The sequence below is a fragment of the Glycomyces sp. NPDC046736 genome, assembly GCF_040645615.1.
Lineage (GTDB): Bacteria > Actinomycetota > Actinomycetes > Mycobacteriales > Micromonosporaceae > Glycomyces.
Genome location: NZ_JBEYYO010000023.1, coordinates 18,774 through 32,294 on the forward strand (window position 1 = coordinate 18,774; position 13,521 = coordinate 32,294).

The 13,521-nt window shown below is 71.0% G+C and carries 17 protein-coding genes; 8 read left to right on the forward strand and 9 right to left on the reverse strand.

The genetic code is table 11. The features are described from left to right. Positions 1-58 precede the first annotated feature (58 nt). From AB0B28_RS19990 to AB0B28_RS20000, 3 genes are read left to right on the forward strand one after another with little or no spacing between them, the layout of a single operon-like run. Positions 59-1,210 (forward strand): sensor histidine kinase, encoded by a 1,152-nt coding sequence (locus tag AB0B28_RS19990; RefSeq protein ID WP_360123495.1) that lies wholly within the window; start codon positions 59-61, stop codon positions 1,208-1,210. Next, positions 1,210-1,344: a hypothetical protein gene (locus tag AB0B28_RS19995; RefSeq protein WP_360123498.1), complete on the forward strand. Its 135-nt coding sequence runs from the start codon at positions 1,210-1,212 to the stop codon at positions 1,342-1,344. Before AB0B28_RS19990 ends, AB0B28_RS19995 begins: the two co-directional genes overlap by 1 nt. Continuing rightward, positions 1,344-1,964, forward strand: a complete 621-nt coding sequence (locus AB0B28_RS20000; protein ID WP_360123501.1) for a response regulator transcription factor — start codon at positions 1,344-1,346, stop codon at positions 1,962-1,964. The genes AB0B28_RS19995 and AB0B28_RS20000 overlap by 1 nt, the downstream gene beginning before the upstream one ends. Here the strand turns inward: AB0B28_RS20000 and AB0B28_RS20005 are convergent. Then, the gene (locus AB0B28_RS20005; RefSeq protein ID WP_360123504.1) at positions 1,954-2,634 is read right to left on the reverse strand and encodes a GntR family transcriptional regulator; all 681 of its coding nucleotides are present in this window, start codon (positions 2,632-2,634) and stop codon (positions 1,954-1,956) included. The genes AB0B28_RS20000 and AB0B28_RS20005 overlap by 11 nt on opposite strands. Positions 2,635-2,733: 99 nt before the next feature. Between AB0B28_RS20005 and AB0B28_RS20010 the strand changes: the two genes are divergently transcribed. Continuing rightward, complete coding sequence (locus AB0B28_RS20010) at positions 2,734-3,912, forward strand: amidohydrolase (protein ID WP_360123507.1); 1,179 nt, start codon at positions 2,734-2,736, stop codon at positions 3,910-3,912. Here the strand turns inward: AB0B28_RS20010 and AB0B28_RS20015 are convergent. The 4 genes from AB0B28_RS20015 to AB0B28_RS20030 form a co-directional block, all read right to left on the reverse strand. Further along, positions 3,909-4,448: a thioredoxin family protein gene (locus AB0B28_RS20015; RefSeq protein ID WP_360123510.1), complete on the reverse strand. Its 540-nt coding sequence runs from the start codon at positions 4,446-4,448 to the stop codon at positions 3,909-3,911. The genes AB0B28_RS20010 and AB0B28_RS20015 overlap by 4 nt on opposite strands. 120 nt (positions 4,449-4,568) lie before the next feature. Next, the gene (locus AB0B28_RS20020) at positions 4,569-5,048 is read right to left on the reverse strand and encodes a hypothetical protein (protein ID WP_360123513.1); all 480 of its coding nucleotides are present in this window, start codon (positions 5,046-5,048) and stop codon (positions 4,569-4,571) included. Positions 5,049-5,122: 74 nt separating this feature from the next. Beyond that, positions 5,123-5,305, reverse strand: a complete 183-nt coding sequence (locus AB0B28_RS20025; RefSeq protein WP_360123516.1) for a hypothetical protein — start codon at positions 5,303-5,305, stop codon at positions 5,123-5,125. Positions 5,306-5,698: 393 nt separating this feature from the next. Continuing rightward, positions 5,699-5,845: a hypothetical protein gene (locus AB0B28_RS20030; RefSeq protein WP_360123519.1), complete on the reverse strand. Its 147-nt coding sequence runs from the start codon at positions 5,843-5,845 to the stop codon at positions 5,699-5,701. Positions 5,846-5,854: 9 nt separating this feature from the next. Between AB0B28_RS20030 and AB0B28_RS20035 the strand changes: the two genes are divergently transcribed. Continuing rightward, positions 5,855-6,082, forward strand: coding sequence for a hypothetical protein (locus AB0B28_RS20035; protein ID WP_360123522.1), 228 nt, complete (start codon positions 5,855-5,857; stop codon positions 6,080-6,082). Between the two features lie 95 nt (positions 6,083-6,177). Next, complete coding sequence (locus AB0B28_RS20040; RefSeq protein WP_360123525.1) at positions 6,178-8,313, forward strand: UvrD-helicase domain-containing protein; 2,136 nt, start codon at positions 6,178-6,180, stop codon at positions 8,311-8,313. 159 nt (positions 8,314-8,472) lie between these two features. Here AB0B28_RS20040 and AB0B28_RS20045 read toward each other — a convergent pair whose 3' ends face one another. The 3 genes from AB0B28_RS20045 to AB0B28_RS20055 are packed head-to-tail and all read right to left on the reverse strand — an operon-like array spanning position 8,473 to position 9,812. Next, positions 8,473-8,727: a hypothetical protein gene (locus AB0B28_RS20045; protein WP_360123528.1), complete on the reverse strand. Its 255-nt coding sequence runs from the start codon at positions 8,725-8,727 to the stop codon at positions 8,473-8,475. After that, positions 8,724-9,416 carry a lysoplasmalogenase gene (locus tag AB0B28_RS20050; RefSeq protein WP_360123531.1) on the reverse strand — a complete coding sequence of 231 codons (693 nt, stop codon included), beginning with the start codon at positions 9,414-9,416 and terminating at the stop codon, positions 8,724-8,726. The genes AB0B28_RS20045 and AB0B28_RS20050 overlap by 4 nt, the downstream gene beginning before the upstream one ends. A gap of 27 nt (positions 9,417-9,443) precedes the next feature. Then, positions 9,444-9,812, reverse strand: coding sequence for a hypothetical protein (locus AB0B28_RS20055; RefSeq protein WP_360123534.1), 369 nt, complete (start codon positions 9,810-9,812; stop codon positions 9,444-9,446). A gap of 140 nt (positions 9,813-9,952) precedes the next feature. Here AB0B28_RS20055 and AB0B28_RS20060 point away from each other — a divergent pair, with 140 nt between their 5' ends. Both AB0B28_RS20060 and AB0B28_RS20065 read left to right on the forward strand, forming a co-directional pair. Then, positions 9,953-10,930 carry a hypothetical protein gene (locus tag AB0B28_RS20060; RefSeq protein WP_360123537.1) on the forward strand — a complete coding sequence of 326 codons (978 nt, stop codon included), beginning with the start codon at positions 9,953-9,955 and terminating at the stop codon, positions 10,928-10,930. After that, entirely contained in the window at positions 10,923-11,942 is a 1,020-nt protein-coding gene (locus AB0B28_RS20065; protein ID WP_360123540.1) for a tetratricopeptide repeat protein, read from the forward strand. Before AB0B28_RS20060 ends, AB0B28_RS20065 begins: the two co-directional genes overlap by 8 nt. On the opposite strand, the gene AB0B28_RS20070 is transcribed toward AB0B28_RS20065, so the two are convergent. Beyond that, positions 11,939-13,521 (reverse strand): hypothetical protein (locus AB0B28_RS20070; protein ID WP_360123543.1); only part of this gene is annotated, 1,583 nt, incomplete at its 5' end. The two genes, AB0B28_RS20065 and AB0B28_RS20070, sit on opposite strands and share 4 nt — an antisense overlap.

Here is a 13,521-nt window from a genome sequence, read left to right on the forward strand (position 1 = left end):
AGGCGGGAGTGCGGGCACCACCCGGGCCATAGGCTGGCCGGCACACGAGGAGGCGACGGTGGGGGAGCGGTCCTGGCTCAACGGGGCGATGCACGCGGGGTTCTTCCTGCTGCTCGCCGCCTCGGCCGCGCGCGTGGCCGCCCGGCACGAGCTCACCGACCGTCTCACCGTCGCGGCCCTGACCGTGGCCGCGATCCTCGCCGCGCTCTATGCCGCAGGGCTGGCCTTGTGGCGCACCCTCGGGACCGCCCGCCCGATCTGGCTCGGCCTGGTCCTCGGCGTCTACGTCGCGCTCGTGCTCCTGGCGCCCTCGTTCGCGTGGTGCGCCGTGCCGCTGTACTTCCTGTGCCTCAGGCTCCTCCCGGCCAAAGCGACCGTGGCCGCCGCCGCGGTCCTGACCGCCGCCGTCATCGCCGGGCAGCTGCGCATCGCCGACGTGTTCGAACCGAGCCTCGTGCTCGCCCCGATCGGCATCGCCGCCATGATCACCGCCGTGTTCTGGGTCCTCCAGCACGAGATCCGCGAACGCCAAGGCCTCATCGACGACCTCGTCGCCGCTCAAGACACCCTCGCGGCCTCGCAGCTGCGGGCCGGGGCCCTCGAAGAGCGCGAACGCCTCGCCCGCGAAATCCACGACACCCTCGCCCAAGGCCTCTCCAGCATCGCCCTGCTCCTCCAAGCCGCCGACCGCTCCTGGGGCTCGGACCGCTCGCGCGCCCTCGCCGCGCAGGCCGCCGCGGTCGCCGACGAGAACCTCGCCGAGGCCCGCCGCTTCGTCGCCGACCTCAGCCCCGCCCGCCTCGAAGGCCGCACCCTCGCCGAAGCGCTGCGCGAACTGTGCGCCGACACCGAGCGCCGCGCGGGCCTGCCCACCCGCCTGGCCGTCGAAGGCGCGCCCGCCGACACCGGCGACGCCGCCGCGGCCGCACTCCTGCGCGTCGCCCAAGGGGCCCTCGCCAACACCGTCGAGCACGCCGGAGCGACCGGAGCGGTGCTCACCCTCTCCTACCTCGGCGACGCCGTGACCCTCGACGTCCACGACGACGGCCGCGGCTTCGACCTCGCCCGAGTCGCCCCCGGCCGCGGGTTCGGCCTCCCCGGCCTTCGCGAACGCCTCGCCCGCGTCGGCGGCGACCTCACCGTCGAATCCCGCCCCGGCGAAGGCACCACCGTCGCCGCCACCGTCCCGCTCACCACCGAGGAGTCCTGATGCGACCTGCCCGCACGGCGCTGCTCGACGGCGAGGCCCACTGGGACCCGTCGTCCCCAGCGGCCGGGATTCCCGGCCCGGTACGCCCACCCGCCCGAGATGAACCGACCGATCCGATCAACGAGGAGTCCTGATGCGGCTGTACCTGGTCGACGACCACCCCGTGGTCCGCGCGGGCCTCGCCGCGCTCGTCGACGGCGAAGCCGACATGGAGGTCGTGGGCGAGGCCGACAACGCCGACGCCGCCGTGCGCGGCGCCCGCGAGACCGCACCCGACGTGGTCCTCATGGACCTCCAGCTCGGCGACGGCCCCGGCGGCCTCGAAGCCACCGCCGCGCTCCTGGCCCTCCCCGACCCGCCGCGCGTCCTGGTGCTCACCACCTACGAGTCCGACGCCGACGTGCGCCGCGCCGTCGAAGCCGGAGCCACCGGCTACCTCCTCAAAGCCTGCCCGCCCGAAGAGCTGTTCGCCGCGATCCGCGCCGCCGCCCGCGGCGAGAGCGCCCTCTCCCCGAAGGTCGCCGCCCGCGTCATGGACCAGGTCCGCTCGGGCCGCCCCGCCCTCACCGCCCGCGAGTCCGAGATCCTCTCACTGCTCGCAGAAGGCCTGGGCAACAAGCAGATCGCGCAGCGCCTCTACGTTACCGAGGCCACCGTCAAGACCCACCTCGTGCACATCTTCGCCAAACTCGGCGTCGACAACCGCACCGCCGCCGTCGCCACCGCCGTGCAGCAAGGCCTCATCAGGCACTGACACGGCGCCTGCGCGTCCGCGTCGCCTCCCGCGCGTCCACCGCCTCCACCTGCCAGCGCCGTGCTGCCTCCACCGTGGGCCCCCGCCCGTCCTCGATGTGCGCCAACGTGATCGCCGCGGCCCGGTCCCCGTCGCCCGCCTCCAGCGCCTCCAGCAGCTCGGCGTGCTCCCGGCGCTGGCGCACCGGGTCGCGCTCGCCCTTGAACGAGGTGAGGTGGAACAGCCAGCGCATCCGCGCTTCGAGCGGTTCCATGATCTGCCCCAGTAGCGGGTTCGCGGCGGCGGCCACGAGCTCGCGGTGGAACGCGGCGTTCGCGTCCACCAGCGCCTCGGGGTCGTCGACCGGTCGCACCAGCTCGCGGAGGCGTTGCAGCGCTTCGGGTCCGGCGTGGTGCGCCGCGAGGCGCGCGGCGAGCGGCTCGAGCCCGGCGCGCACGTCGAACAGGTCCTCGATGTCCTTCGGGGTCGGCACCGTGACGATCGAGCCCTGGCCCGCAACGGTCGTGACCAGGCCGTCGGCTGCCAGGCGCTGCAACGCTTCGCGCAGCGGAATCCGGGACACCCCGAACTCGGCGGCGAGGTCGCGTTCGATCAAGCGGTGGCCCGGGCGGGCCTCGGCGGTGACGATGCGCTCGCGAAGTGCCTGGTAGACCTGTTCGGCTCGGGTCATGACCTGTCTCTCTCCCCGGCCGGTGGCCGGACTCGCGGTCAAAGGTATACCGTCACGGTTAATGGTATACCGCTATGTGTGAGGCGAAAGGATCGAACCATGACCCACCTGCTGCTGAAGGATGCCCGGCTCTGGGGCCGTGAGGGCCGCACCGACCTGCGGATCGAGGACGGCCGGATCGCCGCGGTCGGCGAAGGGCTCGAAACCGAAGGCGCCCAGGTCGAGGACCTCGAAGGCGCCGTCGTCATCCCGGGCCTGGTCGACTCCCACGCCCACGTCGACAAGACCCTCTGGGGCGGCCCGTGGGTCCCGCGCACCGCCGGGCCCGGACTGGCCGCCGCGATCGCCTACGGCGCCGAGCGCCGCGCCGAGTTCGGGGTCCCCAACCCCGACTTCATCACCGCGCTCTTGACCAACATGGTCGTCTCCGGCACCACCCACGCCCGTTCGCACGTCGACGTCGACCCGGGCATCGGCATCGGCGCGGTCCACGCCGTGCGCGAGGCCGCCGCGCGCCTGGACGGGCGCATCGAGGTCGAACTGGTGGCCTTCCCCCAGACCGGCATCCTCGTCAGCCCCGGCACCGCCGACCTCATGGAGGAGGCCCTCAAGGCGGGCGTCAAGTCCGTGGGCGGCATCGACCCGGCCGGATTCGACGGCGACGCCGAGACCCACCTCGACCTGGTGTTCGCCCTGGCCGAGAAGTACGGCGCCGAGATCGACATCCACCTCCACGACGGCGGCGACCTCGGTATCTCCGAGTTCGACCTCATCATCGAGCGCACCCGCGCGCTCGGCTACGCCGGGAAGGTCACCATCAGCCACGCGTTCGCGTTGTGCGACGCCGACGACGCCACCCGCGCGCGCCTCATCGCCGACCTCGCCGAACTGCGGATCGGCCTGACCTCGGTGGCCCCCAGGCAGATCCTGCCGCTGCGCGAGCTCGACGCCGCCGGCGTCACGATGGGCATCGGCAACGACGGCGTACGGGACCTGTGGAGCCCCTACGGCACCGGCGACATGCTCCAGCGCACCCAGTGGTTCGCCCGCAACGCCGGCTTCAGCAAGGACGCCGACATCGAGCTGGCCCTCGAAGCGGCCACGTTCGGCGGCGCGCGCCTGCTCGGCCTCGAAGGCTACGGCCTGGCCGCGGGCGACAACGCCGACCTGGTGGCCCTGGTCGGACGCAACCCGTCAGAGGCCGTCCTCGAACACCACAAGCGCAAGCTCGTGGTCAAGAACGGCCGCGTCGTCGCCCGCGACGGCGCTCTGGTCTAACGCCACTTGATGCCGCAGCCCGTGGACGGGTAGTGCGGCTCAGGGACCGGCTCGCCCGCGCGGACCCGCTCGATCGCGTTCGCGAGGTACTCCCCGGTGACGGGCACGCCGTTGCCGGGGGTCGAGCCGTCGAACGCGCCGCGGTAGGCCAGGCGGCGGTCGGGCCCGTACAGGAAGAAGTCGGGGGTGCAGACCGCGTTGTAGGCGCGGGCGGTCTCCTGCGACTCGTCCACCAGGTACGGGAACGTCCAGTGCGCCCGCGCGGCCTGGTCGGCCAGGCCCGCGGGGGCGTCGTCGGGATAGTTCTCGGCGTCGTTGGCCGAGATCGCGGCCACGTCCAGATCGGCCTGCCCGGTGGTGAAGGACCCGAAGGTCTGCTCGATGTGGCGCACATAGGGGCAGTGGTTGCACACGAACGCCACCAGCAGCGCCGGGGCCTTGAAATCGGCCAGCGAGTACGTGGTGCCTTCGAGGTCGGGGAGCGAGAAGTCCGGCGCGGGCGTGCCGAGCGGAACCATGTTCGAGTTGAGAGCCAAGGGAATCGCACTCCTGGAATAGACGACGCCTTCATCGTAGGGAGCGCGGCGCCCGATTCCAAGCCCCGGAAGAGCGGCGGGGCCACGCCAGGTCAGGGGCCGAGACGGCCTTTCTCTCGCTCAGCGGCGGCCGACCCGGTCGAGCCACTCATCCAAGAACACCTTGGTCTCCGCGACCGGCCACAGCCTCGACGACCTGCCGCTCGCGGTGCTTATCGGTTCAGGGAACCCTGCCTTGGTGACGATGGACTGCATCACCTGGGAGAGCGACCGACCGGTATAGCGGGCGATGTCGGTCGCGGTCATCCACGATGACGGCAGACCGGGCATGTGGTCTTCCACGTACGAAATCGTCCTGACCCGGAGTTCCCCGAGTTCGAGTTGCTTCGGCATGCCTTCCGCGCCATACCGAAACTCGACCAGTTCCACGGCCGCCTCGACCGCCGCGGCGGCAGCCGATGCATGGTCGTCGGCCTCCACCTCCGACCGGACTCGCAGTTCGCCGTCCTGCGTCCAGACCCGGCCCGGCTCGCCACTGCCCGAGGGTACGTTCGGAATCGCGACGCTCGAGGTGAAAACCGCGTCGATCAGATACTCCATGAGGCTGCTCCTCCCCAATCCAACGTGTGACGGGCGCTCCCGCGCCGAATCGGCGCGGGAGCGGCGGCACATGCCTAAGCGAGATAACGTAGGTAGATCTTCTTCATCTGTACTACGTCAATCGGAGTCGTGTAGTACTCCGTCTCGCCTGAGTCGCGGTCGGTGATCATCCACCGGTCTGCACTGGTAGCTAGCCGGTGCCCGGCGATCTCGATCGCGACTGCGAGGTCCTCGCGATAGACCTCTTCATCTGACATGTGTCACCTCCCTTCATTGGGAGGCGCTTCGGCCCGTCGCCGAAGCTTATTAATAATAACATGAATCTGCGCTGTCGTGAGTTCGGAGAGTGCCGTTCGTCGGATCTTTGCACCGCCGTCATGGGGCGGCGGGGCACCGGGCCAGGTAGCCGGAGCCCCGCCGCGGGCCGCCGGCCTACCCCACTTCGGCCGGCGGCCTCCTGGTGATGGCGGCAAAGTCTCTCGTCGAGCAGGCTTGGTCTTCGCCGCCCCGCCACCAGGTGCGTTGGAAACAGTGTAGAACCACCCAATCGACTTGCGAAGTCAAAAACCCGACAAGTGCAGACATTGCCATTAGCGCATGAAAGTGGACGGACGATTCGAGCCGCCTGCCCTAATCGATTCCTTTGAGGACTAGCAGTCCTCGGGTTCGGGCCGTTGCCGTTCTCTCGCTTTGAAAGTGCGCCCCGACATCTCGACCTGCGCGATCCGCCGCAGCGCCGAGAACAGCGCGTCCTGCGGGCCTATCGGGCCGTGCGCGCCCGCGACTTCGCTCAGCACGAGCGGTGGATGCTGCGCAACATGGCCGCCACCTTCGCGGCCGTCACGTTGCGGATCTACCTCGGACTGTTCATCGCCGTCCAGGTCCCGTTCCTCGACTCGGTCTACGGCGGCGACTTCCAGGCGCTGTTCGACGTCGCCTACGTCGCCTCGATCGTGGGATCGGTGGTGCTCAACCTGCTGTTCATGGAACTGTGGCTGCGCCGCAAGCGGCCTCAGGCGGTCCTGGCGGCCTGAGGGTGTGTCGCGGCCGCGTCCGGCCCGCGATCGGCGGACGGTGTTCGTCTCGGCGCGCTAGGCTGGTGCGTTCTCGAATTCGAGCGAGGAGCGCAGTGTCCCAGGAACCAGGCCCCGCCGACGCCCCCCAGGACGTCGACACGACCCACGCCGTGCCCGAACCCGATCCGGCCAACACCCCCGAGCAGGAGATGGCGATCGAGCAGGAGTTCGTCGACCGCGTCTACGACCGGGTCGACATCCTCCGCGCCGACGCCGTGGGCGACCGCGACGCCGGGTACGCGCACCTGGCCGCGACCGTGCCGGGCGCGCAGTACGAGAGGGACGTGTTCGTCTACCGCGCGGCCCGCCGCATCGCCGACCTCGACTCCCAGCACGAGGGCCTGGTCTTCGGGCGGCTCGACTTCGACGACGGCAAGGTCCGCCACATCGGACGCCTCGGGGTCCGCGACGACGAGTACCGCACGCTCCTGGTCGACTGGCGCGCTCCGGCCGCGGCCCCGTTCTACCGGGCCACGGCCGTCGACCGCCAGGAGGTCGCGCGCAGGCGCGTCATCCGCTCGTTCGGCCGTTCGGTCGAGGAGATCAGCGACGACCTGCTCAACGAGGACGCCGCCGAGCGCCTGCCCGTGATCGGCGACGGCGCCCTCATGGCCGCGTTGGGCCGCAAGCGGACCGGGCGCATGAGAGACATCGTGGCCACGATCCAGGCCGAGCAGGACGCGGCGATCCGCGCGCCCGGCCGCGGCGCGACCGTCATCACCGGCGGCCCCGGCACCGGCAAGACCGTGGTGGCCCTCCACCGTGCCGCCTACCTGCTCTACCAGGACCGCAACCGCTACGAGGCCGCGGGCATCCTGGTCGTCGGGCCCTCGGCGGTGTTCATGAAGTACATCGGGCGGGTCCTGCCCAGCCTCGGCGAGGAGACCGCCGCGCTGTACTCCCTCGGCGAGCTGTACGCCGGGGTCGAGGCCGCGCGCCAGGACCGGCCCGACGTGGCCGCCGTCAAGGGCGGCACCGTGATGCTCCCGATCCTGCGCCGCCTGGCCCGACAGACCCCGCCCGGGGCACCGGACGAGCTGCGGATCGTCTACCGCGGCGACGTGTTCCGCCTCGACGCCGCCGAGCTCGCCGCCGCGCGCGCCCGCGTCTTCGAGAAGGAGCCGCGCCCCAACCTCGCTAAGACCGAGGCCGGCCGCGCGCTGCTGGTCGCCTTGTGGCGCAAGATCAAACCGGTACTGCCCGACGCCGAACCGGCGAAGTTCTCGCGCGACGTGGGTTCGCGCGGGGAGTTCCTCACCTTCCTCGACCACTGGTGGCCCGACCTCGACCCGGCCGAGGTCCTCGGTTGGGCCGGGGACGCGCGCCGCCTCGCGTCCGCCGGGGAAGGCCACCTCAAGCACGACATGATCGAGAAGGTCGCCGCTTCATTGCGCGAGACCGACTTCTCGATCCCGGACGTGGCGCTGCTGGACGAGCTCCGGCTGCTCCTGGGCGTCAAGCGCCAGCCGAGGGGGCGGGACCGCATCCGCTCCTGGGACGGCATCCAGGAGGTCTCGACCACTCAGGACCGCTACTACGACCGGCCCGAACGCCAGGCGCGGGACGCGTTCTACGAGGACTACGCGCACGTGATCGTGGACGAGGCCCAGGACCTCTCGCCGATGCAGTGGCGCATGCTCGGCCGTCGCGGGCGCGCCGCGGGCTGGACGATCGTCGGTGACGAGGCCCAGTCGAGCTGGCCGCGCCCCAAGGAGAGCGCCGACGCCCGCCGCCGCGCCGTCCCCTCGGGCCGGGTCCACGAGTTCCACCTGACCAAGAACTACCGCAACTCCAAAGAGGTCTTCGACTACGCCGCCGCTTGGGCCACCCCGCGCCTGCGCTCGATCGACCTCCCCGAAGCGGTGCGCGAGACCGACGTCCCGGTCGAAGAGGCCACGGTCGCCGCCGACACGCTCCTACCCGAACTCGCCGGAGCCGTCGCCCAAGCCCTCGAACGCGTCGAAGGCACGGTCGGCATCATCGCCCCCTACCACCGCCACACCGAACTCGCCCAGATCATCCACGACGACCGCGTGACCCTGGTGGGCCCCTTGGAGTCCAAAGGCCTCGAATGGGACGCGGTCATCGCCGTCGACCTCGAATCCGTGGCCCGCTCGCACGGCCCCGGCGTCGCCTACGTGGTCCTGACGAGAGCGACGCAGCGCCTGAAGCGAATCGACATCGCCTGACGCCTGAGCCGGAAGCGACGCGACCGGCTCAGGCAACGCCTCGGACCCGGCGGCCCGACCTCAGCCCCGCCGGGCCGGCAGCACGAACGCGGCCATGACGAGCGCGCAGGCGAGGAGGGCGGCGAGGTTGAGGAGCGAGGTCAAGGGGTGGCTCCCGGGTCAGTCGTCGAGGGCGTCTTCGACCGTCTCGTCCAAAGGGCGCCGTCCCAGGCGCTTCACCAAGAGCACCAGGAGGATCGCGGCCAGGATTCCGGGGACCATGTGGACTGCCAGGACGCCGATGAGGCTGGGGCCGCCCCAGTCGTCGCGGTAGCTCGCCGGGTCGCCGAAGTCGATCACGAAGGGCTCGACCAGGGCCCGCACGATGAAGTAGCCGCCCACGATGAAGGCGAGCACGGTCAGGACGCGTTTCATGCCCTGACCTTAAGCGGTCCGAGCAATCGAACGGTGCCCACGGTGAGCAGCAGCTGCGCGGCCGCGTACGTCGACATCACCGCGAAATGCGAACCGGGGAAGTCGTAACCGGCCACGCCCATCCCGAGGATCAGGTCCGAGACCACGAACAGGAGCCCGCCGATCCCCACGACTCGCCCTAGCCCGCTGGCGACCGCGCCCATCGTGACCAGGAGCAGGCTGTACACCGCCACTGGTGCCGCCAGAGCGCCCAGGCCCGGCCACAGGATGATGTTCGCGCCCAACCAGAACGCCAGGTAACACGCCGGGACGGCCCAGCGCCGCCGCAGTTCCGCCAGCGCCCCGAGCTTGGCGAACACACCGGTGTACACGACCTGCATGACCCCGAACAGGGCCATCCCGGTGAGGAACGCGGGCGTGCCCTCGACCAGCAGCGCGATGTCGGCCGCGCACGCGAACAGCAGCCCGACGCCGAACCACCGGGCCTGCTTCAGACCGGGGGAGACCGAGACGACCAGGTAGCCCAGGAGCGCGATCGTCAACGCGGGCTTGGTGACCCAGCGGGCCTCGTCGACGCCTGCGGCGATCGCCGCGAGGTCGCCGAGGATCGCGACGAGGAACGCCCAGAGCCACACGCGGGCCGGGACCCGGACGAGCACGGAGCGGATGAGCAGGAGGGGAGGGTTCATGGGTGAGGGAGCGTAGCAGAGCCCGCGTCAGCTCAGGTGGTCGATGTTGATCGTGTCGCCCTGGATGACCTGCTTGGGAGCGCCGCCGTGGAAGTTGTTCTGGAACTTCACGTGCTGCCCGGCCTGGTTCACCTGGGTGATCTCGATGGTGCGTCCCGCGAGCTCGCCGAGCTGCCGGTGGAACTCGGGATCGGCGGCGCACGCCGCCTCGATCTCGGCCGCGAGCGTCTCGACCGGCACCCGCCCGGTCTCGGCCCGCAGCATCGCGAGCTCCTTTTCGGGGTCCTTGGCGAACCGGTCCTTCACGAACCGCCCGGCCGCGACCACGCCCTTGGCGGCCTCACCGGCGAGCGTTCCAGCTGCGGCTGTGGCGATCGAGAGCAACAACGGGTCCATGTGTCCTCCTTCGGAGCTGCAACCCAGAGTAGACCGCGCAGTCCCGCGACGCGACCACCGTCCCCGCCGCGGGACGCGCGGAAGGGCGACATGTGCGAAGATCGGGCGATGTCCTTCCCAGCCCGGCCCCGGGAGCGCCGATGAGCGACGGCGTGGTGTCCAGCAACGTCGTCCACGGCAACCTCGTCCAGGGCACGACGGTCAACATCCAACAGCAGACCCCGATTCCCCGCGACCTGTGGGGCGAGCCGCGCCATTGGACCAACCACGCCGAGCGCCTCGACTTCGCGGCGGCGTGGATGGCCGAACCGAACCCCGCGCCGCTGGTCGTCAAGGGCCCCAAGCACGCCGGGAAGAGCACCTTCGCGGGCGTGGCTGCCTGCCGCAACCGCGTGCGTTTCCCGCACGGCGTGCTGCACCTGCTGCCGCGCAGGCACGGCGTGGTCGGCGAGATCACCGCCGCGCTCGACCGGCTCGGCGTCAGCCGCGTCAGCGACGCGCCCGGCGCGTCCGAACAGCACTACCGCTCGCTGCTCGCGGAACTGCGGCTGCTCGTGGTCATCGACGAGCCGCGCAACAAAGGCGAAGTGGAACGGCTCTGTCCAGAAGAATCCCAGGCGAGGTGCATCGTGCTCACCTCCACCGGCCTCGAACTGGACGACGAAGTGGAACTCGAACTCCCGCCGCTCGACGCCGCCCACGCGCTCGAACTGCTCGAACGCTCCAAAAAGCTTCCGGCGGAAGTGAACCAGGCGCTCGTCGCGGCCTTCGGCGGCTTCCCCGGGAAGCTCCGCCGCGCCGGAGGCATCGTCAGATCCGGCGCCCTCAGCGTCGAAAGACTCGTCGAGCTCACGGCCGCGCACGCCGACGAGCGCCTGTTCCTCGAAGCCTTCGACTCGATCAGCAGCGGCGCCAAGCGCCTCTACCGAGCGCTCTGCACCCTCCCCGACCCGGGCGTCGATGAGTCGCTGCTGCACTGGCTCCGGCGCAACGCCCCCGAAGGCGAGGACCCGGTCGCCGAACTCCAAGCGCACGAACTGCTCTACGAACTCAAGCCCGGGATCTGGGGCGTCCAGTACCGACCCGAAGGCACCGACATCGGAGGCCCGAATGACTGACGAGGAACACCAGATCCTCCAATGGCACCTGCGCACCGCGCAGAACGCCGACCACAAGGCCATGGGCCAGCGGTACCGGGTCTGCCCCGAGCCGATCCCCGGCGTCGACGGCCTCGAGTTCGCGACCAAGGTCGAAGCGCGCCTGTGGCTCGCGTCCAATCGCCGCAACCTGGTGCACCTCGTCGAGACCGCCTCGGCCCGCGGCCGGCACTTCGAGACCTGGGCCCTCGCCGAAGCGCTGTGGGCCTACTTCACCTCCAACGGGAACTACGACGACGCCGAACGCTGCTACCGCCTCGCGGCCCAGGCCGCCGTCAAGGACCGCAACGAGGTCGCGCGCCTGCGCATGATGCTGCTCCTCGCGCAGACCCTCAACGACGCCAGGTCCTTCGACACCGCCGCCGACGTCCTCGCGGAGATCCGCGAACTCGCCGACGCCCACCTCGACGACCCCGATCCCCAGGTCGCCGACCAGATGCTCGCGCTCGCCGGGACCGGCCTCGAATTCACCGGCCGCCTCGCGCTCAAACGCGAACGCCACGACGAGGCGTTCACCTGGTTCGCGAAAGCACTCGACAACGCCCGCGAACAGGACCGACGCGCGCCCAACCCGCGCGTCGTGGCCCTTCAACTGTGGTTCTTGGCCAAATGCCACCGGGCCCTCGGGAGGCCCGACGAAGCGGCCGAGCATTTCGACCGCGCCGCCGACCTCCTGCGCGCCGCTGGCGACTCCCGCACCGGCGTCGAAGTCCACATCGAAGCGAGCCTGTTCGCCCTCGAACGCGGCGAACCGGACGCGACCGAACAGGTCCTCGCCGCCCTCGACAACGCGCAGGACGAAGAGCTCCCGCAGCCCGCCGCCGCAGGCTGGCTCGACCTCGCGCGTCTCAGCCCACCGCCCCGGCGAACCGAATACCTGCAACGCGCCCTGGAACTCTACGAGTCCATTCGCGACCCCGCCGTGGACGAAGTCCGCGCACTGGTCGAGGAGTCGAAGCGGAAAGGGTCCTAGACCTCCACGACCTCGACCAGCGCCTCGGCCTCCCCGAGCCGCAGCGCCACCGGGCCGGCCGCGCCCACGAGCAGCACCGCGGACGGCACCACGTCGAACAACGCACCGCCGCAACCGAACCGAAAGCGGCGTCCGTCCCGGAACACGACCACGCCCTCGTCCGCGCCGACCCGCGCGCTCACCAGCGCGCACCCCCGGTGGTCGGCGAACACCGACGACGCGAGCGCTCCGACCTCCTCCATCGACACGACCGCGTCATGGAACACCAGCACCTCCGCGTCCGCCCGAAGCGCTCGCACCAGGCACGACTGCGCCGCCACCAGATGCGCGCCCTCCGACAGGCCCTCGGCGACCGGACGCGACGCGGGCATCCTCACCCCGACCACCCGAGTCGGCCCCGCGCCTCGCTCCAAGGCGAGATCGCAATGCCAAGCCCGCAACGGACCTGAATCCCGAATCGGCAGCGGTGGTGCCAGCAGCTCCGGCTCCACTCGTTCGCCCGGCAGATCGAGCAGCTCGTAGAGCCGGGCCAGGATCAGCGCCGCCGGACCGGGCGACTCCTCGGTCCAGGCTGCGTCCAGGCTCGCCGACCGGACGGGTCCACGCCTCATCGCCGCCCGCAACTGCGCCGCCGGATCGTCCTCACGGCGCAGCCAGGCCGTCTCCCGACCGAACGCCTCCTGCGGGCTCCCCGCCGCCATCTCCTCGAACGCGAACGCCGCCAACAACACCGGCACACCCAAGTTCGCCGCGTAGAACGTCACCGAACCCGAATCCCCGACCACGCAGTCGGCCGCCACCAGCACCGCCCGCCAGCCCTCCTCGGGGGGCACCATGATCAGGCCGTTCCGCAGCGCGGGCCGCAGATACGCGAGCAGCATCCCCCCGTGATCGGCGTCGATGTTCGGATGCGGCACGTACGCCACTCTGAATTCGTCCGCGGGCAGCCGCGACAGCAGATGTTCCGGCAGCGAACGGTCCGCGGCGGTGAGCGAATACGGGCCCCAAGTGGACGAGACCACCACGAGCCGCTGATGCGGGCCGACACCCAGGGCCTCGCGGTAGACCCGGCGCATGAGCGTGCTCGTCCGCATCCGCTCCATGCACAGGTCACCGGTCACCCGCGCGCTCGCCAGCGCCTCCGGGCAGTCCGTCGCGAGCTGCCCGACCGCGGCCCGGCCCGGCATCGCCATGAGCGCCGGGACCTGACCGCCGGGTCCGAGTACCTGCTCGCGCGCGGTCCCCGCCGCACCGGACAAGCCGTCGAGGACCCGGTTGTACGTCGCGCCGTGGGGGATCAGGGCCAGCGGGGCGTCCGCCTCATAGAGCTCGGGGTCGGCGCTGGCCGAGACCACGAGGTCGGGGTGGTCGCCGATCGCGATCTTCCAGGGGGTGAGCGGGATGCCGAGCTTGAGGGCGTGCCGCTCGGCGTGCGGGCGGCGGTCGGAGTCCCCGTGGAGCGCGTACCGGAGGCGGATGCGGTGGTCGACGGCGAGCAGCGGTGCGAGATCGAAGTGGAGCCGTGCCAGCGACTGGAGGGTCCGCCCTGCGAGGAGCACCACGCGGCTAACACCCAAGG

Bases quoted from the DNA above. Each gene is read 5' to 3' on its own strand.
- AB0B28_RS20035 (WP_360123522.1), top strand. From the start codon at position 5,855: ATGCTGCGCAACATGGCCGCCACCTTCGCGGCCGTCACGTTGCGGATC.
- AB0B28_RS20055 (WP_360123534.1), bottom strand. From the start codon at position 9,812: ATGGACCCGTTGTTGCTCTCGATCGCCACAGCCGCAGCTGGAACGCTC.
- AB0B28_RS20005 (WP_360123504.1), bottom strand. From the start codon at position 2,634: ATGACCCGAGCCGAACAGGTCTACCAGGCACTTCGCGAGCGCATCGTC.
- AB0B28_RS20065 (WP_360123540.1), top strand. From the start codon at position 10,923: ATGACTGACGAGGAACACCAGATCCTCCAATGGCACCTGCGCACCGCG.
- AB0B28_RS20050 (WP_360123531.1), bottom strand. From the start codon at position 9,416: ATGAACCCTCCCCTCCTGCTCATCCGCTCCGTGCTCGTCCGGGTCCCG.
- AB0B28_RS19995 (WP_360123498.1), top strand. From the start codon at position 1,210: ATGCGACCTGCCCGCACGGCGCTGCTCGACGGCGAGGCCCACTGGGAC.
- AB0B28_RS20025 (WP_360123516.1), bottom strand. From the start codon at position 5,305: ATGTCAGATGAAGAGGTCTATCGCGAGGACCTCGCAGTCGCGATCGAG.
- AB0B28_RS20060 (WP_360123537.1), top strand. From the start codon at position 9,953: ATGAGCGACGGCGTGGTGTCCAGCAACGTCGTCCACGGCAACCTCGTC.
- AB0B28_RS20000 (WP_360123501.1), top strand. From the start codon at position 1,344: ATGCGGCTGTACCTGGTCGACGACCACCCCGTGGTCCGCGCGGGCCTC.
- AB0B28_RS20045 (WP_360123528.1), bottom strand. From the start codon at position 8,727: ATGAAACGCGTCCTGACCGTGCTCGCCTTCATCGTGGGCGGCTACTTC.
- AB0B28_RS20010 (WP_360123507.1), top strand. From the start codon at position 2,734: ATGACCCACCTGCTGCTGAAGGATGCCCGGCTCTGGGGCCGTGAGGGC.
- AB0B28_RS20020 (WP_360123513.1), bottom strand. From the start codon at position 5,048: ATGGAGTATCTGATCGACGCGGTTTTCACCTCGAGCGTCGCGATTCCG.